This window comes from Modestobacter sp. VKM Ac-2983, assembly GCF_026967885.1.
In the GTDB taxonomy this organism is placed as follows: Bacteria; Actinomycetota; Actinomycetes; order Mycobacteriales; family Geodermatophilaceae; genus Modestobacter.
Genome location: NZ_JAPVBK010000001.1, coordinates 1,334,110 through 1,356,800 on the forward strand (window position 1 = coordinate 1,334,110; position 22,691 = coordinate 1,356,800).

Here is a 22,691-nt window from a genome sequence, read left to right on the forward strand (position 1 = left end):
GCCATGATCCCAGGGCAGCTCCCGCCCCGGCCGCGGCAGTGCTGTCGGTGCACAGTGGGAGACTGGACGGCGTGACCTCCTCCGATCAGCCGCCGTACCGCAGCGGCTTCGCCTGCCTGGTCGGCCGGCCCAACGCGGGCAAGACCACGCTGACGAACGCCCTGGTCGGCGAGAAGGTCGGCATCGTCAGCAACCGGCCGCAGACCACCCGGCACGCCATCCGCGGGGTCGTGCACCGCCCGGCGGGCCAGCTGGTGCTCGTCGACACGCCCGGGCTGCACAAGCCCAAGAGCCTGCTCGGCCAGCGGCTCAACGACGTCGTCCGGGACACGCTGTCCGAGGTCGACGTCATCGTCTTCTGCATCCCCGCCGACCAGCCGGTGGGCGCAGGTGACGCGTTCATCGCCCGGCAGCTCAAGGCGGTGACCACCCCGATCGTCGTGGTCGTCACCAAGACCGACGCGGCCAGCAAGAAGGCGATCACCGAGCAGCTGATCGCCGCCAGCCAGCTGGTCGAGGCCCGCGAGATCGTGCCGGTCAGCGCCGTCGCCGGTGACCAGGTCGGCCTGCTGGAGGACCTGCTGATCGGGATGCTGCCCGAGGGGCCGCCGATGTACCCCGACGAGCAGACCACCGACGAGGACGTCGAGCGGCAGATCGCCGAGCTGGTGCGCGAGGCGGCGCTGGAGAAGGTCCGCCAGGAGGTGCCGCACTCCCTCGCCGTCACCGTCGAGGAGATCAACCGCAAGCCCGACCCGCGCGACCCCGACGCCGTCTTCACCGAGGTGCACGCCCTGCTGCACGTCGAGCGGGCCAGCCAGAAGCCGATGCTGCTGGGCAAGGGCGGCGCCACGATCAAGGCGATCGGCAGCGAGGCCCGGGTCGGGCTGGAGATGCTGCTCGGCGGCCGGGTGCACCTGGCCCTGCACGTCACCGTGCTGGGGGAGTGGCAGGACGACCCGAAGAAGCTGCACCGGCTTGGCTACTGAGGCAGCAGGCGAGTGAGCATCGCAGGGAGCGCCAGCGACCGAGGAGCGGAGCGATCTGCTGCCGGGGAACAGGGCTACTAGGCCGTGAGCACCACACCGCAGTCCCTGTACCGGGACGAGGGCGTCGTGCTGCGCACCCAGAAGCTGGGTGAGGCCGACCGGATCGTCACCGTGCTGACCCGCCGCACCGGCAAGGTACGTGCGGTCGCCAAGGGCGTGCGGCGCACCAAGAGCAAGTTCGGTGCCCGGCTGGAGCCGTTCAGCCACGTCGACCTGCAGCTCTACACCGGCCGCAACCTCGACATCGTCAGCCAGGCGGAGTCGATCCGCCCCTACGGCACCGAGATCGTCGGTGACTACCGCGCCTACACCGCCGGCACGGCCGTGCTGGAGACCGCCGACCGGCTGACGGTGGAGGAGAAGGAGCCGTCGCTGCGGATGTTCCTGCTCGTCATCGGGGCGCTGCGCACGCTCGCCGAGGGGGTCAAGCCCGCCTCGCTCGTGCTGGACGCGTTCCTGCTCCGGGCGATGTCCGTCGCCGGCTGGGAGCCGGCGCTGGGCGACTGCGCCCGGTGCGGCGAGGCCGGCCCGCACCGGCACTTCTCCGTCCCGGCCGGGGGCACCGTCTGCCCGTCCTGCCGGCCCACCGGCTCGGCGATGCCCAGCCCGGTCACCATCGAGCTCATGGAGGCGCTGTTGTCCGGCGACTGGGCGCACGCCGAGGCCAGCCTCGGCACCAACCGGCGGGAGGGCAGCGGCCTGGTCGCGGCCCTGCTGCAGTGGCACCTGGAGCGCGGCCTGCGCTCGCTGCCGCTCGTGGACCGCACATGAGGCGCGAGGTGAAGGCGCCGAACCCGCACCCCTCGGGCGCCACCCCGCCGGACATCCCGGCCGACAAGGTGCCGCAGCACGTGGCGATCGTGATGGACGGCAACGGCCGCTGGGCGAAGCAGCGGGGGCTGCCGCGCACCGCCGGGCACGAGGCGGGGGAGTCCTCGCTCTTCGACTGCGTCGAGGGCGCCATCGAGCTGGGCATCGGCGCGATCAGCGCCTACGCGTTCTCCACCGAGAACTGGCGGCGCAGCCCCGAGGAGGTCCGCTTCCTGATGGGCTTCAACCGCGACGTCATCCGCCGCCGCCGCGACGAGATGCACGAACTCGGGGTGCGGGTGCGCTGGGCCGGGCGCCGTCCCAGGCTGTGGCGCAGCGTCATCAAGGAGCTGGAGGTCGCCGAGGAGCTCACCCAGGACAACGACGTCCTGACCCTCACCATGTGCGTCAACTACGGCGGCCGGGCCGAGATCGCCGACGCCGCGGCCGCGATCGCCCGCGAGGTGGCCGCCGGCCGGATCAAGCCGGACAAGGTCACCGAGGAGACGGTCGCCCGGTTCCTGGACGAGCCGGACATGCCCGACGTCGACCTGTTCGTGCGCAGCTCCGGGGAGAACCGCACCAGCAACTTCCTGCTGTGGCAGTCGGCCTACGCCGAGCTGGTCTTCCTGGACACGCTCTGGCCGGACTTCGACCGCCGGCACCTGTGGCAGGCGGTCGAGGAGTACGCCAGCCGGCAGCGTCGTTTCGGCAGTGCCTGAACAAGGACCCCCTCGCCCCCCACTGCTCGCAGGCTCGCAGCGGGTCCCTGCGAGGGGGCCATCAGGCGGTGGACTCGGTGTCGGTGGGCTCGGTGGCGTGACTGGCGTGGGCCAGGGCGTCCCGGACGATGTGTGCCACGTGCCCGTCGACCAGGCGGTAGTCGACCTCGCGGTGCCGGCGGACACCGGTCACCAACCCGGCGCCGCGCAGCACCCGCAGGTGCTGGGAGACCAGCGGCTGCGGCACCCCCAGCGCCTCGACCAACTGGTGCACGCAGCGGGAGCCGTGCTCGTCGAGCAGGGTCACGATCGACATCCGCAACGGGGAGGCGAGGGCGGCCAGCAGCTCACTGGCAGCCTGGACGTCGGCGGGCACGGTCCGCGCCGCCGGCCGGGTGGACGGGGTCGCGGACGCGGTCATGGCGTCATGGTCCGAGTCGCTGAGAACCGTTGTCAACCTCCGGGCGGAGGAGGAAGCTGGCCCCGGTGTTCGCCGTCACCCGTCTGCGGGTCCCCGAAGCCACCGTCCCGGCGTTCCTGACCGCCGCGGACGAGCTGCTGGCCGCGCTGCGCGAGCGCCTCGGGTTCGTCCGCGGCGAGCTCGGCCGGTCCGCCGACGACCCGGAGCTGTTCGCGCTCTGCACCAGCTGGGACGGCGTCGGCTCCTACCGCCGGGGCCTGTCCGCGGCCGAGGTCAAGATCGCCGGTGCGCCGGTGTGGGTGCACGCCCTGGACGAGCCCGGCGTCTACCTCACCGACTGACGCTCAGGGCAGCTGGAAGCGGGCGACCAGCTCGCGCAGCTCCTCGGTGACCGTGGCCAGCGCCGCCGCCGTCTCCCGGGTCGACTCGGTGGAGCCGGCGGTGGACCGGGCCGCCTCGGTCACCGAGCGGACGTTCGCCCGGACGCCGTCGGTGCCGCTGGCCGCCTCGGCGACGTTGCGGCTCATCTCCGCGGTCGTCGCGCTCTGCTCCTCCACCGCCGAGGCGATGGTCTGCTGGAAGTCGTTGACCTGCTCGACCACCGCGGCGATCCCGGCGATCGACGCCGCGGCGCCGGCGGTGTCGGTCTGGATCGCCTCCACCCGCCGGACGATGTCCTCGGTCGCCCGCTGGGTCTCCGCGGCGAGGTCCTTGACCTCGCCGGCGACCACGGCGAACCCCTTGCCGGCCTCGCCGGCCCGGGCCGCCTCGATGGTGGCGTTGAGCGCGAGCAGGTTGGTCTGCTCGGCGATCGAGGTGATGGTGCCGACGACGTCGCCGATCTGCCGGGACGACTCCCCGAGCCGGGCCACCATCGCCGTCGTCTCGCGGGCGGCCGCCATCGCCGAGGCGCCCACCCGGGCGGCTTCCGACGTCGAGTGCGCGATCTCCCGGATCGAGGCCCCCATCTGCTCGGCGCCGGCGGCCACCGTGCGCACGTTGTCGCTGACGGCCTCGGTGGCGGCCCGGGCCGTGCCGGCCACCTCGGTGCCGCGGGCGGCGTCGCGGGCGACGGCGTCGGACAGGCCGCGCAGCTGGTCCGATGCCCCGGACAGGTCGTTGGTGCGGTCCCGCAGGTCGCTGAGGGCGCTGCCCACGTTCTCCAGCGACCGGTTGAGCGCGACGGCCAGCGTGCGCACCTCGTCGGTGCCCGACTCCGGCAGCCGAGGCCGCAGGTCGCCGGCGGCGACCAGCTCGAGCGCGCCCACTGCGCGGTCCAGCGGCCGGGTGAGGGCACGGGCCACGAGCAGGGCGAGGACGGCGACGACGGCGGCGACGAGCAGGGCGACCAGCAGCACGGCACGCAGCAGCGAGGACGCCGGCGCGACCGCGTCCGCCAGGTCCTCGCTGAGCACCACGCCCCAGCCGTAGCCCGCGAACCCGAGCGCACCCTGCGACGCCGACCAGCCGCGCACCTGCTCGACGTCCTGGCCGGTGCCGTCGGCGAGGCCGTCCGTGCCGTGGCCCGAGCCCCCGGCGACCAGCGCGGTGGCGGCCGGGGAGCCGGCCGCGGCCAGGTCCAGCCCGTCCTCGGCGCCGGGTCCGACCAGGACGGCGCCGTCGCTGCGCAGCAGCTGGGCGGTGACGTCCAGGCCGCGGGCCGCCAGCCCGGCGACCTGCTCGTCCATGATCTGCCCGATCACCCGCGGCACCGAGGCCCAGTTGACCCACAGCCGCTGCACGCTGCCGTCGGGCCCGTAGACCGGTGCGGCGTACACCAGGGTGGCGTCGTCCCGGCCGGTGGCTGCGGTGACCAGCGGGTCGACCTCGGGGTCCTGCACGTACGTCTGGCCGGCCGGCAGGGCCAGCGCCTGGGAGAACCACGGCCGGGCGGACAGGTCGGCGGTGGCGTAGGCGGCCGGGTCGACCGCCTCGCCGTCCCCGGTGACGCTGTTGCCGGCCACCACCCGACCGGTCAGGTCGACCACCAGCAGCAGGTCGTAGATGACGTAGTTGGTGCTGTAGAAGTCCGCGGCCTGCCCGACGGTGGCCGGGTCGGCGGAGGCGTCGGGGTTGAAGGCGAAGGCCTGCACGTCGCCGTACCGCTCGAACAGGTTCCGGTCGATCTTGTCGATCGTCGACCGGGCCTCGCTCTGCAGCAGCTCCCCGGAGTTGCGGACCCAGTCGCCCTCGCTCCGCTGCCAGGCGAAGACGCCCAGGCCGGCGAGCGGGATCGTGGAGCAGGCGAGCACGACCAGGACCAGCAGCGCGCGGAGGGAGCGCAGGCGCAGGGCGGTGGCCAGGCGGGTGCCGGTCATGGGGTGGCCTCTCGGAGGTGCGCTCCTGCCCGCGTGTGCCGCGCGCGTGTGTGCGTCCCCGAGATCGGCAGCGCGCGACCCTCTTGTGACCACCGCCGGGGAGTAGGCCGACCGCCACCGGGGCAGGGACCGCCCCGTGGACGTGCTGGCGGCAGAAGAGACGACCGGGTTCCCCCACAGCTTCCTCTCCGAGGAGCTGCTCGAGGACTACGTGAACCTCTTCATCAGGTTGGTCGAGGCCGTCGGGGCGATCGTGATCTTCATCGGCGCGGTGATCGCCACCGTCCAGTTCGTCCGCGCTGCCGTACGCGGCCGGCACCGCGACGAGTTCGTCCGGGTCCGGCTGGGGCTGGCCCGCTACCTGCTGCTCGGCCTGGAGTTCCAGCTGGCCAGCGACGTCCTGCGCACCGCCATCGCGCCGTCGTTCGAGGAGATCGGCAAGCTCGCCGCGATCGCGGCCATCCGGACCGCGCTGAACTACTTCCTGGGCAAGGAGATCGCCGAGGAACGCGAAGAGGTCGAGAAGAACGACGAGAGGCGCCGCGAACGCGAGGGCGGGCGCGCCGGCGGTGACCGGACGTGAACCGTGGAGAGCCGGCATGAGCCCGTTGCTGGAGGACGCCGCACTGCTGGTGGCCGTGCTGGGCCTGGCCTCCGGCCTGATCACGTTGGTGCGGCTGCGTGACGTCCTGCTGGCGTTCGGCGTCCTGCTCGACTTCCTGATCGCAGCCGGCCTGATCCGGCTCGCCGGCGAGCTCACCTTCCGCGGCCTGGTCGGCGTCGCCCTGGTGATCGCCGTCCGGAAGCTGGTGATGCACGCCCTGGGGGCGGACCGGCGGGTGCCGACCGCCGCCGGGAGCTGATGCCCGTGGCCGGGCGACGTCGCTCCGGCGGCTAACGTCTGGGGGTCACTCGCCGACACCCCAGCCGGATGGAGCCCCCGTGCCCAGCGACACCGCCCCCGCCCGTACCGCCGACCCCGCTCGCCTGGACAAGGTGGTCAACCTCTGCAAGCGCCGGGGGTTCGTCTTCCCCTCCGGTGAGATCTACGGCGGCACCCGCTCGGCCTGGGACTACGGCCCCCTGGGCGTGGAGCTGAAGGAGAACATCAAGAAGCAGTGGTGGCGCACCGTCGTGCAGAGCCGGGACGACGTCGTCGGCCTGGACTCCTCGGTGATCCTGCCCCGCCAGACCTGGGTCGCCTCCGGTCACGTCGGCGTCTTCACCGACCCGCTGACGGAGTGCCAGAACTGCCACAAGCGGTTCCGCGCCGACCACCTCGAGGAGGCGTTCGAGGAGAAGAAGGGCCGGCTGCCGGAGAACGGGCTGGCCGACATCTCCTGCCCGAACTGCGGCGTGACGGGATCCTGGACCGAGCCGCGCGACTTCAACATGATGCTGAAGACGCACCTCGGCCCGGTCGAGGACGAGTCGGGGCTGCACTACCTGCGCCCGGAGACCGCCCAGGGCATCTTCGTGAACTTCGCCAACGTCATGGGCGCCGCGCGCAAGAAGCCGCCGTTCGGCATCGGGCAGATCGGCAAGTCCTTCCGCAACGAGATCACCCCGGGCAACTTCATCTTCCGCACCCGCGAGTTCGAGCAGATGGAGATGGAGTTCTTCGTCGAGCCGGGCACCGACGAGGAGTGGCACCAGTACTGGATCGACGCCCGCACCGCCTGGTACACCGACCTGGGCATCGCGGCGGACAACCTGCGGCACTTCGAGCACCCGAAGGAGAAGCTGAGCCACTACTCGACGCGCACCGTCGACATCGAGTACCGGTTCGGCTTCACCGGCTCGGAGTGGGGCGAGCTCGAGGGCATCGCCAACCGCACCGACTTCGACCTGAAGACCCACTCGGAGCACTCCGGGACCGACCTGTCCTACTTCGACCAGGCCTCCGGGGAGCGCTGGACCCCTTACGTCATCGAGCCGGCGGCCGGGCTGACCCGTTCGCTGATGGCCTTCCTGGTCGAGGCCTACACCGAGGACGAGGCCCCCAACGCCAAGGGCGGCGTCGACACCCGCACGGTGCTCAAGCTCGACCCGCGGCTGGCGCCGGTGAAGGCCGCCGTCCTCCCGCTGTCGCGCAACGCCGACCTCTCGCCGAAGGCCCGTGACCTCGCGGCGACGCTGCGCCGCAACTGGAACGTCGACTTCGACGACGCCGGCGCCATCGGCCGCCGCTACCGCCGGCAGGACGAGATCGGCACCCCGTTCTGCCTGACGGTCGACTTCGACACCCTCGAGGACGACGCGGTGACCATCCGGGAGCGCGACTCGATGACCCAGGAGCGGGTCGCCCTGTCCCAGGTCGTCAGCTACCTCGGAGCCCGCCTCCCCGGCTGCTGACCCGGGGTGCTGCCGGGCGGGTCAACCCGGCTGACCTGACGTTGAGCCGTGTCACGGCGCGGCTCAACGTCAGGTCCACCGGCTCAACCCGCGCCGACCAGGTCGTCGGCCCGGGCCAGCCACCCGTCGTCCCCATCGCATCGATCTCGGGGCCGGCCGGTGGCTCGGGGGACCTCGGTCCAGTCCCGGGTCGCTGGTCCGGGGGTGGACAGCATCCGTCGGACCAGGCGGTCGAACTCGGCCCGCCGGGCGCCCAGGTCGACCGCTGCGGCGCGGACGAACCGGACACCTCGGGCCCTGAGCTGGTCCTCGGCCCGCTTCTCCTGCCAGAGCGCGTCCTCGGGGGTCCGGCCGAACGCCGGACGGCGGTACTTCACCCGGCCGTCGAACTCGAGGGCCACGGCGTGCTCGGCGTACCAGCCGTCGACGACCTTCACCAGCCTCCCGTCGATCCAGAGCTCCACCTGCGGGACGAACGGCGGCAGGCCGAGCGCGGCAACTGTCATCCGGCCGTGGGTCTCCAGCCACGACTCGGCCCGGCCGTCTGCGAGTGCGACCGCCCGCACGCTCCGCGGGACGCCGGGCACGCACGCCTGCCTCTCCAGCACCCGGCCCAACTCGTCGCGCGTGGTCAGCCCGCGCAGCAGGGCGGCATCGACGGCGGCCACGGCATCCACCTCAGGCCAGTCCCGGGCCAGGTCGACGACGGTGCGCGCCGCGGTCGTGACCCGGTAGGCGCCACGGACGGTGACCTCGTCGGCCGGCAGCGCGGCCCGGGTCATCAGCCACCCACGCCCACGGCGCCACCGGTGCGGATCGGTCAGCTCGACCGTCGGCGGGGCGGACCTCGGACGGGGCAGCCCCCAGACCCACGCGGCCGTCGCACCACTCAGGACGGCGGACGACCGGGCCAGGCCGGCGGTGACGGCCACCGCGTCGAGCCCAGGGCGTCGTCCGGTCCGCTCGACCTCGGCGAGGTCGGCCGCGGTGATGAAGACGCCGGTGCGCAGCCGCACCCACGCTCCGGCCCGTACCGCCGTCCGGACCTCGCGCTCCCCGATCCCCGTAGCGGCGAGTTCAACGGTGGTGAAGACCCCCAACCGACGACGTCCGGGCTCGTCGACGGCCATCGGGACGGGCACCGGGACGGTCATCCGAGCAGCCTGACCACCCGCCGGACCAAGAGCGCACCCTCGGACCCACCGGTGGACGGGGCGCTCACCGGTGGACATCGGCAGGCGCTCCAGCCGGGAACCCGGTAGGCGCCGACCGGGTTGACCCACGTGACCTGACGTTGAGCCGGGTCACGGCACGGCTCAACGTCAGGTCAGCCGGGTTGACCCACCTCGGCGCCGTGAGCCCGGGCACACCGCCGGCCCACCTACCCTGGGGTCGTGACCAGCACCCTCTCGCGCACGACGGCGCTGCCGTCGTTGCAGCTCGGTGGGCTGACGGTCGACCCCGCCGTGGTGCTCGCACCGATGGCCGGGATCACCAACCCCGCCTTCCGGACGCTGTGCCGGGAGTTCGGGGCCGGGCTCTACGTGTGCGAGATGATCACCACCCGGGCGCTGGTCGAGCGCAACGTCAAGACGCTGAAGATGGTGCAGGCCGCCCCTGGGGAGGCCGACGCGTTCAGCGTGCAGCTGTACGGGGTCGACCCGGCCACCGTCGGGCGCGCGGTGCAGATGCTCGTGGACGAGCAGGTCGCCGGCACCCGCCCCGCGCACATCGACCTCAACTTCGGCTGCCCGGTGCCCAAGGTGACCCGCAAGGGCGGCGGCTCGGCCCTGCCCTGGCGTCGCCGCCTGTTCGGCAACATCGTGCGCGCCGCGGTGCAGGCCGCCGGCGACGTCCCGGTGACGGTCAAGACCCGGGTCGGCATCGACGCCGAGCACGTCACCTACCTCGACGCCGGCCGGATCGCGCAGGACGAGGGCGCCGCGGGGATCACCCTGCACGGGCGCACCGCCGACCAGCTCTACAGCGGCACCGCCGACTGGTCGCACATCGCCCGGCTGGTCGAGGAGGTGTCCATCCCGGTGCTCGGCAACGGCGACCTGTGGGAGGCCGACGACGCGCTGCGGATGGTCGCCGAGACCGGCTGCGCCGGCGTCGTCGTGGGCCGGGGCTGCCTGGGCCGGCCGTGGCTGTTCGGCGACCTGGCCGCCGCCTTCGCCGGCTCGCCGCACCGCACGATGCCCACCTTCCGGCAGGTCGCCGAGATCATGCACCGGCACGCGACGCTGCTGGCGGCCGACCAGGGCGAGGTGCACGGCTGCAGCGACTTCCGCAAGCACGTGGCCTGGTACCTCAAGGGCTTCTCGGTCGCCTCCGACGTCCGTCGGGCACTGGCCATGGTCTCCGGCCTCGACGAGCTCGCCGGCCTGCTCGACTCGATCCCCGACCAGCCCTACCCCCAGGGCGTGCTCGGGGCGCCCCGCGGGCGCACCACCCCGCCGCGGCCGGTCGCGCTGCCCGAGGGCTGGCTGGCCGACCGCGACGACCCCCGGCCGCCGGCCGGGGCCGAGCTGCTGGTGAGCGGCGGATGAGCACCACGACAGGAGTCCAGCGGTGACCCAGGGTCCCTTCCTCTACGACGACGACCCGGCGCCGCTGCACACCGGCACCCCGCAGAACCACAACAAGCTGCTGATCGGCATCTTCGGGGCGACGGTGCTGGTGGCGGTGGTCATGGTCGCGCTGATGCCCTTCTTCAAGGGGTCCGGTGAGGACCAGGCGCGCGAGGTGGCGGGGGTGTTCGCCGCCGCGCTGAGCCAGGGTGACCTGGAGACCGCCTACGGCCTCGTCTGCGACGACGTGCGCGCCCGGGTGGCCCCCGCCGACCTGGCCGACCAGTACCTGCAGCCGGGCACCCCGACGGTGACCGGGGCGACCGACAGCGAGGTCGACGGGGAGCCGGTGCAGCTGGTCGACGTCCGCTGGGACGACGACGGCGCGGTGACGACCAGCCAGCTGACGGTGGTGCCCGAGGGCGGCACGAAGGTCTGCGGCACGACCGCTGCTGGGTGAGCCCAGACGCAGGCGGCACGCCGTCCCCAGGGGTTCCGCCGGTGCCAGCCGGCCGTGGTACCCATGACGGGTGGCAGCGGTGGCGGGGCGACTGGTCGTCCGGGTGCTCGGGGCAGCGGTGACCGCGGCCCTGCTGCTGGCCGCGTCCACGGCCTCGGCCATCTGGTGGATCGCCCGGCAGGACGCCCGCCCGACCTCCGACGCGATCGTGGTGCTGGGCTCGGCGCAGTACAACGGCGTCCCGTCGTCCATCTTCGAGGCCCGGCTGGAGCACGCCCGGGAGCTCTACGAGGAGGGGGTGGCCCCGGTGATCGTGACGGTGGGCGGCAAGGCGACCGGCGACGAGTTCTCCGAGGCCGAAGCCGGCCGCGACTACCTGGCCCAGACCGGCGTGCCGACGGATGCGCTGCTGGCCGTGCCGGAGGGCGTCGACACGCTGGAGAGCGTGCGTGCGGTGGCCGCCGAGTTCGACGCCCGGAACTGGGACAGCGCCGTCCTGGTCAGCGACCCGTGGCACGCGATGCGCGCCGAGCGGATGGCCGAGGACGCCGGGCTGGACGCATGGAGCTCACCGACCCGGCAGGGGCCGGCCGTGCAGACCCGCACCACCCAGTTCCGCTACATCATGCGGGAGACCGCCGCCTACCTGCTCTACCGCGCGACCGGCGAGAGCGTCGCCGGAGCACCCGGGATCGGCTGAGGAGAACCGTGCTGGAGCTGGGCAAGAGCGGATCGCACGGCACCGAGCGGGGCACCGTCCCGGTGCTCTCCGACGGTGCCGTGGTGGCGACGTTGCGCGCCGCCAACTGGAAGGAGAAGGCCACGGCCGAGGTGGGGAACCGGCACTGGGCCTTCCAGCGGCAGGGCACCCGTGAGCTGGTCGGGCGATGGGCCCAGGAACCGGCGGAGAGCGTGCGGCTGCACGCCCGCCAGGTCTCGGCGTGGAAGGGCACCTGGTCGATGGAGCTCGACGGCCTGGCCGTCGACGTGGCGAGGACGTCGGTGCGGAAGGGCACCCATCGCTACGACAGCGGTGGCCGCCGGCTCGCCGAGAGCGGCACCACCGGCGGCTGGAAGCCGCGGCCCACGCTGACCACCGAACCCGGCCTGCCGTTGGACTCGGCCGTCTTCCTGCTGTGGTTCGAGTTCGTGCTGGGCCGGCGGCGCATCGCCGCGGCGGCGGGCTGATGGCCGGGCGAGGGCGCATCCGCGCCGCGGACATCGCGACGGTCCGCGAGCGGACCAAGATCGACGAGATCATCGGCGAGCACCTGCAGCTCAAGCGCGCCGGCGGCGGGAGCCTCAAGGGGCTCTGCCCGTTCCACGACGAGAAGTCGCCGTCCTTCCAGGTGACGCCCTCGCGAGGGCTGTACCACTGTTTTGGTTGTGGGGTCGGTGGCGACGTCATCCGGTTCGTCCAGGAGATCGACCACCTGTCCTTCGCCGAGTCCGTCGAGTTGCTCGCCGGCCGCGCCGGGGTGCAGCTGCAGTACGAGGACGACGGCGGCCGGGCCACCGCCGGACCGAGCCGGGCGCAGGCCGGGCAGCGCGCCCGGCTGGTGGCGGCCAACACCGCGGCCGCCGACTTCTACGCCGCCCAGCTGATGACGCCGGAGGCCGCCCCGGCCCGCTCCTTCCTCGCCGACCGCGGCTTCGACCGGCAGGTGGCCCTGGACTTCGCCTGCGGCTATGCCCCCGGCGGCTGGGACACCCTCACCCGGCACCTGCGCGGCCTGGGGTACACCCAGGACGAGCTGGTCACCGGCGGCCTGGCCAAGGAGTCCTCCCGCGGCACGCTGATCGACCGGTTCCACCGCCGGCTGCTGTGGCCGATCCGCGACCTGACCGGCGACGTCATCGGGTTCGGCGCCCGCAAGCTGATGGACGACGACCCCGGCCCGAAGTACCTGAACACCCCGGAGACCCCGCTCTACAAGAAGAGCTCGGTGCTCTACGGGGTGGAGCGGGCCAAGCGCGACATCGCCCGGAACCACCAGGCCGTCGTCGTCGAGGGGTACACCGACGTGATGGCCTGCCACGTCGCCGGCGTGACCACGGCCGTGGCCTCCTGCGGCACCGCCTTCGGGCCGGAGCACATCAACGTGCTGCGCCGGCTGCTGATGGACCAGGACGAGTTCCGCGGGGAGGTCGTCTACACCTTCGACGGCGACGCGGCCGGCCAGGCGGCGGCGATGAAGTCCTTCAAGGAGGACCAGCGCTTCGTCGCCCAGACCTTCGTCGCGGTCGAGCAGGAGGGCCGCGACCCGTGCGAGCTGCGCCAGGCCCACGGGGACGCCGCCGTCCGTGACCTGATCGCCCGGCGCACGCCGCTGATCGAGTTCGTGCTGCGGACGCACCTGGCCGACTACGACCTGGACACCGTCGAGGGCCGGCTCGCCGCGCTGGACAAGACGGCGCCGCTGCTCGCCCAGATCAAGGACCACGCCCTGCGACCGGCGTACGCCCGGCGGCTGGCCGGCCTGCTCGGCCTGCCCGACGAGTCCGAGGTCGTCGCCCGGGTGCGTCAGCTGGCCGGGGAGAACGGCGGCGAGCGCCCGAGGTCGCGCCCGCGCACGCCGCAGCGGACGCCGGACGACGCGGCGGTCGAGGTGGAGCGGGAGGCGGTGAAGGCGGCGCTGCAGTGCCCGGAGATCGCCGGGCCGCAGTTCGACGCCGTGGACCCCAGCTCGTACACGCACCCGGACTACGCCGCGGTCGCCGCCGCGGTGTCGGCGGCCGGGGGAGCGGCGGGGGCGACGACGAGCGGGGCGGCGTGGCTGGAGGAGGTGACGGCGCACTGCGACCGGGACACCGCCAAGGCGATGCTGACCGCGCTGGCCGTCGAGCCGCTGCACGCGGTGGGGGAGAACGACCCGACCTACGTGAACGCGCTGATGGCCCGGCTGCACGAGATGGCCACCGTCCGGGAGATCGCCGCGCTCAAGGGCAAACTGCAACGGACCAACCCGATCGAGGCTCAGGACGAGTACATGCGGGCGTTCAAGAAGCTGATGGACCTCGAGCAGTTGGCGATCTCGCTGCGCAAGCGCGCCGCCGGCGGGCTGACCCCGTGAGCCTGCTCGCGCGGATGCGCGCGAAGTTCGCCCGCCCGCCGGAGCCGGTGCGCGCAGCCCTCGCCGGCGACGCCGACGAGCAGGTCCTGGCGTGGGGGGAGCGGGTCGACGGCGGGTGGACCGTGGCGACCTCGCGCGGTCTGCGTGTCGTCCCGGCCGGGTCGGGGGAGGCCACCGCACCGCTGGCCTGGCACCAGATCGGGACCGCACGGTGGGGCGCGGCCGGTGAGGGCGGCACCTTCGTGATCACGCCGCTGGTGGACGTCGAGCCCGGGGTCCAGGCGCGGGAAGCCCCCCAGCGGCACGTGCTGCGCGAGGCCGGGGGGCTGCCGGGCGTGCTGCGCGCCCGGGTCGACCGGACGGTGGTCACCAGCAAGAGGCACCCGCTGCCCACCGGGGGCGGGGTGCTACTGGTGGCCCGCCGGGTGCCGGGGCAGGCGGCGCGGGAGTGGACCGTCGTGTTCGACGACGACGCCGACCGGGACGACCCGGTGGCGCGTCAGGTCGCCCGCGACCGCCTGGCCGCAGCGGTGGACGCCGAGGACCCCAGCCGCTGACCCGGGGTCAGTTGCTGCCGGTCTCGTTGCCCAGCCGGGCCTTGACGGAGTCGACGGCGGCGTCGGCGCGGGCCTGGGCCATGCCGGCCGCGGTCTGCAGGCGCGGGTCGTCCTTGGCGTGGTTGTAGAGGCGGCGGATCTGCTCGTAACGCTCGCGACCGGCCTTGGCGCCGAGGACGTAGCCGGCGCCGAAGCCGGCGATGAAGGACAGCTTGGCCACGGGGGACCTCCTGGGTTGGGCGGAAGTGATCACGCTACCGGCACTGCCCGGTTCCGACCCGTCGAGCTCAGGACGTCGGGCTCAGCGCGCGCGGGTGGCCCGGCGCGTAGGCGATCCGGTCGCGGCCGGCCCGTTTGGCCTCGTACAGCGCGCGGTCGGCGGTACTGAGCAGGGAGAGGACCGTCTCGACGGGTTCCTGACCGGGCGCAGGGTCTGCGCTCACGACCCCGATGCTGACGGTCACCGGAGGCAGGTCGGGGTCCGACCGGTCCCGCACGGCCGCGTGCAGTCGCTCGGCGGCCCCGGTGACCTGCTCCGGTCCGGGGAAGTGGGCGACCCAGCCCAACTCCTCCCCGCCGAGGCGCACGAGCAGGTCGTCGGCGCGGGCGATCCGGGTCATCGCGCCGGCGACCTCGGTCAGCACCCGGTCGCCGACGGCGTGCCCGTGGGTGTCGTTCACCGTCTTGAAGTGGTCGAGGTCCAGCACCATCACGGTCACCTGCTCGCCCGCCGCAGCGGCGGCCGCCACGATCGACCCGGCCCGGGCGTCGATGCCTCGGCGGTTGGACAGCCCGGTCAGCGGGTCGGTGACCGCCAGGGTGCGGGCCAGGTCGCGGGCGGCCTGCATGCGGCGGACCAGCAGCGTGACCACGGTGATCGGCGCCAGCATCATGACTGCCATCGTCAGCGCGGAGTAGGCCCGGAGCAGCGGCGGGGTGGGCAGGGTCAGGCTGATCGCGACCACACCCGCCAGCGCCACCACGGTGGTGACGGCCACGGCCCGGCTCCGGAGCAGCATCGCGGCGGCCACCGGCACGACGACCAGCGCTGCAGCGCACAGCCAGCGGATGGTGATCTCCTGCTGGCAGAGACCCTCGACGATCATGATCGTGCTGGCCGCACCGATGATGACGGCGCCGTCCCGGGGCCCCAGCCGCCGGCGGACGGCGACGTAGCCGGCCATGCACCCCCAGATCGAGGCGCCGAGTGCGGCCAGCTTGGCGTCGGCGTGCGCCCCGACCGAGCGTTGGAAGCCGCTCACCACGAACAGCGGGATGCTGCCGGTCAGGCAGATGGCGAGGAGCGTGACGGCGCGCCACTCGATGTGGCGGCTCACGTACGCCGCCGCTCGCTCGCCCCGCTCCCGCATGTAGACAGCGTCGGCACCGGCTCCACCTGCCTTGAGCGGCTTCACCCAGGTGGGTGGCCGAAGACGCGACCCGCCGGATGCCACCCCCGGCCCATCGCCGGGTCAGGCGTGGGGTAATCTCTGTGGGCGCGCGGGCACCACCCGCCGATCCCCCGTAGCTCAATTGGCAGAGCATGCGACTGTTAATCGCAGGGTTATAGGTTCAAGTCCTATCGGGGGAGCTCTGACCAGGGCTTATAGCTTTGGAGCTTCCCGCCAGGCATCATCAACTCATCGGAAACCGATGAGGGCAGGTGCCGCATGGGACGACCACCGCTGCCGGTGGGCACGTTCGGCAAGATCGGGTACCTGCTCCTGCAGAGCGGTGAGGTCCAGGCCCGCGCCCGCTTCCGGGACTTCGACGGCCGCACCCGGCTGGTCTCCAAGACGGGCGTTTCGCGCGCCGCAGCCGAGCGGGCGCTGAAGGCCGAGCTGGCCGCCCGCCGCGGACCCGGGGGAGTCGGAGTCATCACCGCCAGCTCCCGGGTGTCGGCATTGGTGGAGGCGTGGCTGGACGCCGACCACGGCTGGTCGACTGGCACAGAACGCACCTACCGCTCGGTGATCCGCACCTCGGTGCTGCCCGCCTTCGGCCAGCTGACGTTGCAGGAGGTCACCCCCGGCCGGGTCGGCCGAGCGCTCACCGCGATCGCCAAACGCAGTGGGCCCGGTGCTGCCAAGACTGCACGGGCGTGCCTGTCCGGCATGTTCTCCCTCGCCATCGACGATGGCGCCCTCACCGCCAACCCGGTGCGCGACGCCACCGTTCGGATCGACACCACCGCCAAGAAGGCACCGCGGGCGCTGACCGCTGGGCAGACCGCCCGGCTGGTCGAGCTGTTCCACGCCAGCCCGCGCGCCGCCGAGCTCGATCTGGCCGACATCGTCGACTGGATGCTCGCCACCGGCGCCCGCATCGGCGAGGCGGTGGCGCTGCGCACGGGTGAGACGGCCGGCCGGCCGCTGCTGGACCTGGACGCCGGCACGTGGGAGGTCAACGCCACCGCGGTGCGGGTGCCCAACCAGGGCATGGTCGTGCAGCCGCGCACCAAGACCGCCGCCGGCTGGCGGATCATCGCGGTGCCCGAGTTCGCGGTGGACATGGTGCGCCGCCGGCTTGCGTCACCCCACCGGCCGGACACCGAGCTGGTCTTCTCCGCGCCGTTCGCCGGGACGCTACGCGACCCGAACAGCGTCTCCGGCGACCTGCGCCAGCTGCTGGACTCCTTCGAGTGCGAGATCTGTGGCGGAACCGGCTTCCAGCCGGCGACGAGCCGGACGGCCGCCGGCCGCCCGGTCCGCTGCGCCGAGGGCCCGTGGTCCTGGGTCACCTCGCACACCTTCCGCAAGACCGTGGCCACCCGCCTGGACGAAGCAGGATTCACCCCGCGCCAGGTGGCCGATCAGTTGGGCCACGCCAACCCTTCGATGACGTTGGACGTCTACTTCGGCCGCCAGGTGGTCAGCGCCGAGGCGGCGCGCGTGCTTGGCCGGTGACCGGGTCGCCTGCTTTGACGGGTAGGCGACCCGATCGACGATGTCTAAGCCACAACGGCCAACGTCCCTCCGCTGACGCCGATCGGGCAGCGGTCCGGGGGTGTATCTGAGCGGCCCAATATGGGACACCGCTGCAGCACTGGTGCAGTTGCCTCCGATCCTGCGGTCCTACACATCAAAACCGTGACGAACAAGATCAGCAGGAAGATCACATTCACGAGGTCGCGCGTTGCTCCCTCACGCTCTCGATTCTCACTCGAAGCTTGTCGATATCAGGGGTGAAGCCTCGCCACATGCCCTTCCACCGAGCCGTCGATCCTTCCGTGGTTATCGACCTCTGCTCCTTGATCACATAAGTGATGACGAATGGCCCGTCGGAACGGTCCTCTGATGCAGGACTTGCGGCAAGTCGATAGGCTGCCAATGCGCGATGGTTTCCATCTAAGATCATGCGCGGTGCCGCCCGTTTACTCACGTCTTCTTCGGCAGCGCTTCCACCTTCGCCGGTCGGACTCCCCTCCCGCTTCAAGGCGCCGTTCTCGTCGGCATCTGCCAACTCGTACACAAGTACAGAGATGATGCCGTTCATTTGCTCTTCTACCAGCCGGGCCATTCGGGAGATGCCGCGAGATCGCATTCCGGGTGGCACCTCACGAACGCTCAGTGGTTCCGGATGCACAGGCAGCGGGTGCTCAAGTTCAATCTTGTCCCACTTTGCCTCCTCGTTCAAGTCCTCGCCATTGAAGTTGGTCGGAACCCACCCGCCATCTGAGGGTTTGATGTACCAAGGTGTGTGCCAGTCCCCAATATCGCTTGCATGCCAAAGCTCGACGCGGCATTTGACATTCTCCCCAGAGAGGACACGCCAGTCGTGGTAAACGGCCAGCTCGTGGCGGTATAAGCACCTCAGCTCAGCAATAGTGACCTCCGGTGCCAACGCCTTATCGTCGGGTGCGGTGGCGTACAGCCCTCTTCGCCTGAGCCGGTCGGCCGTCTCCATGACGCAAGCAATATGACTTGTGAGCTCATTAAGTGATCGCTCGTCCTCCTCACTGAGGAGGTCTGCGTAGTGAGTCCCGATCTGTTCAAGCCTCTTCCGCACCTCGCCGGCGCCTTGTCTTATCTGAGTCCACATGAAGCGAGGCAACATAGTGCCGCGACTCAGGGCACTGAATGCCAGATTGGTGTACGCTGTTTCGATCGCCATAATCAACTGCCGCCGAAGTCCTGCCTCGCTAGCATTGCTGAAGTGTTCGAGCGCGGCGAGCGAGTCGGCGGAGATGCGCAGGGCCTGTTCTTGCACACCAGCGAGCGTCCGTGAACCGATTCTCTGCAGGCTGCCAACGGTCGACATGAGCTGTGCGTTCGCTATGGTCTGCGATAGTTCACGGACGGCGTTCTGTTGGGCCGCAGCCCTCTGTTCGCTATCGAGATCAATGCTGCGCGCCAAGAGGAAGAATAAGGCGCTCAACAGCACGGATGAGGCCATCGCTGCCCAGTCGTCCCAGTGCCATTCATCCGCCTCCAACGCTTGGGCGAGGAAGCCGATGCCAATGAGGAGTACGATGACAGAAACGGATATTAGGGTGCGGGTCCGACTAAAAGCCAGTGAACTCACCTCCGACTAGGATGGATCGGCAGGGGTACTGATTGATTCGCGGGCGCCACTAGGATGACACGCTCTGCGACTCTTGGCAGTCAGCTTGGAGCGGGGACGCAGCGTTCGACCGGTGACCGCAGACGCCTGCGGTCACATTCCGGGCGGCGCAGATGCTAGGGCTCAGCCGACTTCAAGCCGACGTCCACCGACAACTTGCTGCCGCGGAGGGGGCAGGTAACAGTCGGGCTAGCCTCCTTTCAGCAGCAGACGCGATGCTCGAGGTCTGTGGGCAGCTCGGGTTGGGCGCGTACAGGGAGGCGTTGGCGCTTGACAACAAGCCTCGGTTCGTCTTTGCCTTCGCTCCCGGCGACTTCAAATTCGCCGACGGGACCTCAGCCGAGGAAATCGTCCTCAAGGTCTATGCCCGACCGCATCCAGGGGAAGGAACCCTCCTGACTCTATGGAGGGAACAAGGCGTACCTGTACCACGAGTAAGCTTCGGCGATACTTCGAACTGCGACTGGCTCGCGCTTGAGCGTCTATCCGGCCAAGCCCCGAGACCGTCACTTCCGCAGGACCGGTTCGAGATGACCGATGAGATCTCCCGGTTCGGCCCGAGGATGCACGACGTTAGGCTCGCACCCCGAGTGGTGCTTCGTCAGTTGCTCGACACGATGCTCCCGCGCTTCTGCGCCGCTGTGAGCGCCTTACAGCGCTGCGGGTACGGCTTAAGCTCGGCATGGATAGGCCGGGCTGAGGATACATACGCGGCGGGCGAGGCGGGACCGCTACACGGCGATCTGACGACCGAAAACATCCTCGTCACGGAAGGTCGGCGCCTGTATCTCATCGACCCTTCCGCCCTTCACGGGGATCCGAGCTTCGATGCGGCACGGTGGGCAGCGCGCCTAAGCGGACCTGGGTGCGAGCCCGACGTGCTACTTGAGCACTGGTCGATGAATGAATCTTTCCCTGACCGCGGGCTTGCAGAAAGGATGCTAGCCATCGAATGCATTCTGCAGGCTGGGTCCCGAGAACTAATTAAGGCCGAGGTGGGCATGGCCCCATGCCGTGGCGACCATGCGACCACCGACCTTATTGCAGCGGCAGGCCGAGCGTGGCGCTGGCACTCCTGACGACACGCCTTCGAATCGTGTCCGACCCTGCTGCACTATTGGCGACTCGAGGCAAGGTGCCGTTGCATTCAGGAGCGCTCCGACCGTCGGAGCACTTAGCAGCGGCCGTAGTGGCTTGGGGCTGTGGCTGCGACCGTGTAGCCGGAGTCGGTGCCCTTGTCCCATAGGCCGCCCTCGCGGCGCGCCCAGCCGTGTCCTGCAGCGGCCCGCTATGGGACAGCCCGCTGTCTCACGGACTCGAGCTTCTATTGCCGACGGCCGCGGCGAGGCGCGGACGTTCCGCAAACCGTGGCACGCTTCCGGTCGTGGCGGGTGTGCGTTTCGACTCTGAGGGGACGTCGCGGGTAGCGAGTCGCGAGTGGGCGGCCGCGTGGGTCGAGGACTCGCGGGCGTACTGGCCCCTGGTGCTCGGCGACTACCGGGAGCGGGTCGGCATGTTCTACAGCGACCAGTTCCGCGACCACCCCGACGCGTTCCCCCTGATGCAGCCCACGCGCATCACCGTGGTCGCGTCGCTGCTGCGGGCGTGGGTGTTCGCCGCACCGACGGAGGTCGATGAGGGGGAGGTACTTGAGATGTGGGAGGACCCAGTCCTCGCGGACTGGGACACCCTTCATGCGCCGAACCTGGAGGATCAGGTCCGCGCGGTCGCCGGCCTGAGCGGCGACCTGGAGCTGCTCGAGACCGAAGACGTCGAGCAGCAGGCTATGAGTGACCGCGGAACGCTTCCTATCAACGTGTGGGCGCACAAGCGCATCAAGGCGTTCGGCCTGCGCGGATGGGTGCTCGCCGACCATCACGAGCGGGATCGGCACCTCGCTGAGGGATTCGCGGAGTTCAGCGGGTACGGCACGAACCGTGCGCGTCTGCGGGAGCTTGCCAACGAGTTCGGGACCCTCGAAGCGATGGACAACCCCAACGCGCGGGGCCTCAAGCTGGAGCCTTTCATGCGTGAGCTGCTTTCGGCGCACGGCTTCGAGGTCGAGAAGGGCAAGCACCGCGAAGGTGAACAGGTCGACCTGTTCGTACACCGCCCCATTCGGGCACTGGTCGAGTGCCGCTGGTACGCCGAACCGGTCGACCGGCTGGCAGTAAGCGAGCTAATCGGCAAGCTCACCCGTGACCGCCCGGCCATCGTGTTGGGCATCTACGTATCGATGAGCGGGTTCACGGGGCCTGCTCGGACGGAAGCTCGCGAGCACGCCCGCGACAGAGCCGTCGTCCTGCTCGATCGGGCCGATGTCCTCAAGCTGCTGCGCGGGGAACAGCACGCGCGTGCGCTCGTCGACGAGCGCATCGACGAGCTCGTCCGTCGTTACGAGACCTGACGCCTGAGTGCGCCGGCATCGCGAACGGAAGCTCCGAAGCGGCGGCTGCGATCGCGACTGCGCCCGCGAATCCACCCGAGGACTGGTAGCCGCGCGCATTACAGGGTTCGCTCGGTTCAGCCGACCGGTCCGGCGGCGCTACTACGTTGGCGCGCCGCCGCCTACCACGCCGCCTTACGCGTGCTGCTGTGCGAGACCTCGCGAGCTGGGCGTCCCTGTGGGGTCGGAGTTCCGCCCGTGACGACCGAGGCGACGCGGTCGCGCGTCGCGCCGGCCCAACCCGACGTCGCACTTACCGTGCCCGCATGACCTGCACCGACCCGACCTGCACCGCCCAGCAGGAGCTCGACAATCTGTCGTACCTAACGCCGACTTGCGCGTGCTGCGAGCAGAACTCGCAGGAGGAGGACGTCCTGGGGTCGCTGATCGGTTCGGCGGTGGTGCTGGGCGGCCTGATCGGGATCAACGCGATTGCGCCGCACGCCAAGCGGGTTTGGGACGGCGCCGCGTACCCCGCGCTGCGGTCGACGGGGCGGACGCTCAACCCCTGGGCCTGAGACGAGCCGTCGCGGCGCCGGTTCGTCCTCCGGGGGCGTCGGGTCGCGCACCCAGCCGGTGCTGCGGACGGCACACCTCGTACGCCAGCTGCTCAGCACGTGCGCGGCGGCCTCGGGGTGCTCACGCACGATGCGGCGCAGATCCGTTCTTCGCGTGCGCTCAGACATCCCATGGTTCGGGAGGTCAAGCCGCGGCGGCGGTGATGGCGGGCCAGGCGGTGCTCTCGTCGTAGGTGGTTCGGGTTTCGAGGCAGCCGTGGAGGATGCCGACGAGCCGGTTGCCGAGTTGTCGGAGGGCGGCGTGGTGTCCGGTGCCGCGGGCGCGGAGGGTGTCGTAGTAGGCGCGGGCGCCGGGTGAGGCGGTGAGCGCGCAGAAGGCCCATTGGTGGGTGGCGTCGGCCAGGTGCTTGTTGCGCGCGTAGCGGGCCAGCACGAGTCGGCGGGTGCCCGAGGCGCGGGTGATCGGTGAAGTGCCGGCGTAGTTCTTGCGGGCCTTGGCGTCGGCGTAGCGGGCGTGGTCGTCACCGAACTCAGCCAGTACCCGGGCGCCCAGGATCGGTCCCAGTCCGGGTTGGCTGGTCACGATGTCAGCGTCCGGGTGTCGGCCAAAACCCTCGGCCACCACCGCCTGCAGGGAGGTGATCTCGCTGTTCAGCCCGGCGATGAGCCGGACGTGGCTGGCCACGATCGCCGCGTAGGCGGCCTCGATCTGCGGGGCCAGGCGCAGCGCCGGCGCCCGCAACGCCGCCTGTGTCAACGACGGCTGAAAGTGGACCCCTCAGCGTCGGGTGAAAGTGAACCCCCTCCGGTGGTCAGTCGTCGGTG

Annotated in this window: 23 protein-coding genes, 1 tRNA gene and 1 pseudogene; 18 read left to right on the forward strand and 7 right to left on the reverse strand. The window is 71.2% G+C overall.

Going from position 1 to position 22,691, the window contains the following annotated elements; genetic code table 11:
* The first annotated feature begins 71 nt into the window (after positions 1-71).
* The 3 genes from era (at position 72) to O2W18_RS06450 (ending at position 2,581) form a co-directional block, all read left to right on the forward strand.
* Positions 72-989, forward strand: coding sequence for a GTPase Era (era, locus tag O2W18_RS06440; protein ID WP_269186701.1), 918 nt, complete (start codon positions 72-74; stop codon positions 987-989).
* 84 nt (positions 990-1,073) lie between these two features.
* Complete coding sequence (gene recO / locus O2W18_RS06445) at positions 1,074-1,820, forward strand: DNA repair protein RecO (protein ID WP_269186702.1); 747 nt, start codon at positions 1,074-1,076, stop codon at positions 1,818-1,820.
* On the forward strand, positions 1,817-2,581 hold the full coding sequence (locus tag O2W18_RS06450) for an isoprenyl transferase (protein WP_269186703.1): 765 nt from the start codon (positions 1,817-1,819) through the stop codon (positions 2,579-2,581). The genes recO and O2W18_RS06450 overlap by 4 nt, the downstream gene beginning before the upstream one ends.
* Positions 2,582-2,642: 61 nt before the next feature.
* On the opposite strand, the gene O2W18_RS06455 is transcribed toward O2W18_RS06450, so the two are convergent.
* Complete coding sequence (locus O2W18_RS06455) at positions 2,643-3,002, reverse strand: ArsR/SmtB family transcription factor (RefSeq protein ID WP_269186704.1); 360 nt, start codon at positions 3,000-3,002, stop codon at positions 2,643-2,645.
* Between the two features lie 65 nt (positions 3,003-3,067).
* Between O2W18_RS06455 and O2W18_RS06460 the strand changes: the two genes are divergently transcribed.
* Positions 3,068-3,343 carry an antibiotic biosynthesis monooxygenase family protein gene (locus O2W18_RS06460; RefSeq protein WP_269186705.1) on the forward strand — a complete coding sequence of 92 codons (276 nt, stop codon included), beginning with the start codon at positions 3,068-3,070 and terminating at the stop codon, positions 3,341-3,343.
* Positions 3,344-3,346: 3 nt separating this feature from the next.
* Here the strand turns inward: O2W18_RS06460 and O2W18_RS06465 are convergent, their stop codons facing one another.
* The gene (locus O2W18_RS06465) at positions 3,347-5,320 is read right to left on the reverse strand and encodes a methyl-accepting chemotaxis protein (RefSeq protein WP_269186706.1); all 1,974 of its coding nucleotides are present in this window, start codon (positions 5,318-5,320) and stop codon (positions 3,347-3,349) included.
* A 136-nt stretch (positions 5,321-5,456) separates the two neighbouring features.
* Between O2W18_RS06465 and O2W18_RS06470 the strand changes: the two genes are divergently transcribed.
* The 3 genes from O2W18_RS06470 (at position 5,457) to O2W18_RS06480 (ending at position 7,675) form a co-directional block, all read left to right on the forward strand.
* The gene (locus tag O2W18_RS06470) at positions 5,457-5,903 is read left to right on the forward strand and encodes a DUF1622 domain-containing protein (RefSeq protein WP_269186707.1); all 447 of its coding nucleotides are present in this window, start codon (positions 5,457-5,459) and stop codon (positions 5,901-5,903) included.
* A gap of 16 nt (positions 5,904-5,919) precedes the next feature.
* A complete protein-coding gene (locus tag O2W18_RS06475) occupies positions 5,920-6,183 on the forward strand; it encodes a hypothetical protein (RefSeq protein ID WP_269186708.1) in 264 nt (87 codons plus the stop codon).
* 79 nt (positions 6,184-6,262) lie between these two features.
* Positions 6,263-7,675 carry a glycine--tRNA ligase gene (locus O2W18_RS06480; protein WP_269186709.1) on the forward strand — a complete coding sequence of 471 codons (1,413 nt, stop codon included), beginning with the start codon at positions 6,263-6,265 and terminating at the stop codon, positions 7,673-7,675.
* Between the two features lie 83 nt (positions 7,676-7,758).
* On the opposite strand, the gene O2W18_RS06485 is transcribed toward O2W18_RS06480, so the two are convergent.
* Entirely contained in the window at positions 7,759-8,829 is a 1,071-nt protein-coding gene (locus O2W18_RS06485) for a type IV toxin-antitoxin system AbiEi family antitoxin domain-containing protein (RefSeq protein WP_269186710.1), read from the reverse strand.
* A 240-nt stretch (positions 8,830-9,069) separates the two neighbouring features.
* Between O2W18_RS06485 and dusB the strand changes: the two genes are divergently transcribed.
* The 6 genes from dusB to O2W18_RS06515 all read left to right on the forward strand — a co-directional run bounded on the left by dusB (position 9,070) and on the right by O2W18_RS06515 (position 14,339).
* Positions 9,070-10,227 (forward strand): tRNA dihydrouridine synthase DusB, encoded by a 1,158-nt coding sequence (gene dusB / locus O2W18_RS06490; protein ID WP_269186711.1) that lies wholly within the window; start codon positions 9,070-9,072, stop codon positions 10,225-10,227.
* 22 nt (positions 10,228-10,249) lie between these two features.
* Positions 10,250-10,708, forward strand: coding sequence for an Rv0361 family membrane protein (locus O2W18_RS06495; protein ID WP_269186712.1), 459 nt, complete (start codon positions 10,250-10,252; stop codon positions 10,706-10,708).
* A 70-nt stretch (positions 10,709-10,778) separates the two neighbouring features.
* Positions 10,779-11,408, forward strand: a complete 630-nt coding sequence (locus O2W18_RS06500; RefSeq protein WP_269171455.1) for a YdcF family protein — start codon at positions 10,779-10,781, stop codon at positions 11,406-11,408.
* Between the two features lie 8 nt (positions 11,409-11,416).
* Complete coding sequence (locus O2W18_RS06505; RefSeq protein WP_269186713.1) at positions 11,417-11,896, forward strand: hypothetical protein; 480 nt, start codon at positions 11,417-11,419, stop codon at positions 11,894-11,896.
* Complete coding sequence (dnaG, locus tag O2W18_RS06510) at positions 11,896-13,782, forward strand: DNA primase (RefSeq protein ID WP_269186714.1); 1,887 nt, start codon at positions 11,896-11,898, stop codon at positions 13,780-13,782. Before O2W18_RS06505 ends, dnaG begins: the two co-directional genes overlap by 1 nt.
* A complete protein-coding gene (locus tag O2W18_RS06515) occupies positions 13,779-14,339 on the forward strand; it encodes a hypothetical protein (protein ID WP_269186715.1) in 561 nt (186 codons plus the stop codon). The genes dnaG and O2W18_RS06515 overlap by 4 nt, the downstream gene beginning before the upstream one ends.
* Before the next feature lie 7 nt (positions 14,340-14,346).
* Here the strand turns inward: O2W18_RS06515 and O2W18_RS06520 are convergent, their stop codons facing one another.
* Entirely contained in the window at positions 14,347-14,559 is a 213-nt protein-coding gene (locus tag O2W18_RS06520; RefSeq protein WP_269171460.1) for a hypothetical protein, read from the reverse strand.
* 67 nt (positions 14,560-14,626) lie between these two features.
* On the reverse strand, positions 14,627-15,709 hold the full coding sequence (locus O2W18_RS06525) for a GGDEF domain-containing protein (protein WP_269186716.1): 1,083 nt from the start codon (positions 15,707-15,709) through the stop codon (positions 14,627-14,629).
* A 148-nt stretch (positions 15,710-15,857) separates the two neighbouring features.
* Between O2W18_RS06525 and O2W18_RS06530 the strand changes: the two genes are divergently transcribed.
* Positions 15,858-15,930 (forward strand) — tRNA-Asn (locus O2W18_RS06530).
* A 79-nt stretch (positions 15,931-16,009) separates the two neighbouring features.
* Positions 16,010-17,245, forward strand: coding sequence for a site-specific integrase (locus tag O2W18_RS06535; RefSeq protein WP_269186717.1), 1,236 nt, complete (start codon positions 16,010-16,012; stop codon positions 17,243-17,245).
* 214 nt (positions 17,246-17,459) lie between these two features.
* Here the strand turns inward: O2W18_RS06535 and O2W18_RS06540 are convergent, their stop codons facing one another.
* Positions 17,460-18,863 carry a hypothetical protein gene (locus O2W18_RS06540; RefSeq protein ID WP_269186718.1) on the reverse strand — a complete coding sequence of 468 codons (1,404 nt, stop codon included), beginning with the start codon at positions 18,861-18,863 and terminating at the stop codon, positions 17,460-17,462.
* 254 nt (positions 18,864-19,117) lie between these two features.
* Here O2W18_RS06540 and O2W18_RS06545 point away from each other — a divergent pair, with 254 nt between their 5' ends.
* From O2W18_RS06545 to O2W18_RS06555, 3 genes are all read left to right on the forward strand, one after another.
* Entirely contained in the window at positions 19,118-19,981 is an 864-nt protein-coding gene (locus O2W18_RS06545; RefSeq protein WP_269186719.1) for a phosphotransferase, read from the forward strand.
* Positions 19,982-20,385: 404 nt separating this feature from the next.
* A complete protein-coding gene (locus tag O2W18_RS06550; RefSeq protein ID WP_269186720.1) occupies positions 20,386-21,309 on the forward strand; it encodes a restriction endonuclease in 924 nt (307 codons plus the stop codon).
* A 305-nt stretch (positions 21,310-21,614) separates the two neighbouring features.
* Positions 21,615-21,866: a hypothetical protein gene (locus tag O2W18_RS06555; protein ID WP_269186721.1), complete on the forward strand. Its 252-nt coding sequence runs from the start codon at positions 21,615-21,617 to the stop codon at positions 21,864-21,866.
* A 184-nt stretch (positions 21,867-22,050) separates the two neighbouring features.
* Here the strand turns inward: O2W18_RS06555 and O2W18_RS06560 are convergent.
* Positions 22,051-22,617: pseudogene (locus tag O2W18_RS06560) on the reverse strand (transposase); the annotation flags it as partial.
* Positions 22,618-22,691: the final 74 nt, after the last annotated feature.

Coding starts and splice junctions, on each gene's coding strand:
- O2W18_RS06525 (WP_269186716.1), bottom strand. CDS start 15,709: ATGCGGGAGCGGGGCGAGCGAGCGGCGGCGTACGTGAGCCGCCACATC.
- O2W18_RS06485 (WP_269186710.1), bottom strand. CDS start 8,829: ATGACCGTCCCGGTGCCCGTCCCGATGGCCGTCGACGAGCCCGGACGT.
- O2W18_RS06455 (WP_269186704.1), bottom strand. CDS start 3,002: ATGACCGCGTCCGCGACCCCGTCCACCCGGCCGGCGGCGCGGACCGTG.
- O2W18_RS06545 (WP_269186719.1), top strand. CDS start 19,118: ATGCTCGAGGTCTGTGGGCAGCTCGGGTTGGGCGCGTACAGGGAGGCG.
- O2W18_RS06555 (WP_269186721.1), top strand. CDS start 21,615: ATGACCTGCACCGACCCGACCTGCACCGCCCAGCAGGAGCTCGACAAT.
- O2W18_RS06465 (WP_269186706.1), bottom strand. CDS start 5,320: ATGACCGGCACCCGCCTGGCCACCGCCCTGCGCCTGCGCTCCCTCCGC.
- dnaG (WP_269186714.1), top strand. CDS start 11,896: ATGGCCGGGCGAGGGCGCATCCGCGCCGCGGACATCGCGACGGTCCGC.
- O2W18_RS06475 (WP_269186708.1), top strand. CDS start 5,920: ATGAGCCCGTTGCTGGAGGACGCCGCACTGCTGGTGGCCGTGCTGGGC.
- O2W18_RS06535 (WP_269186717.1), top strand. CDS start 16,010: ATGGGACGACCACCGCTGCCGGTGGGCACGTTCGGCAAGATCGGGTAC.
- O2W18_RS06450 (WP_269186703.1), top strand. CDS start 1,817: ATGAGGCGCGAGGTGAAGGCGCCGAACCCGCACCCCTCGGGCGCCACC.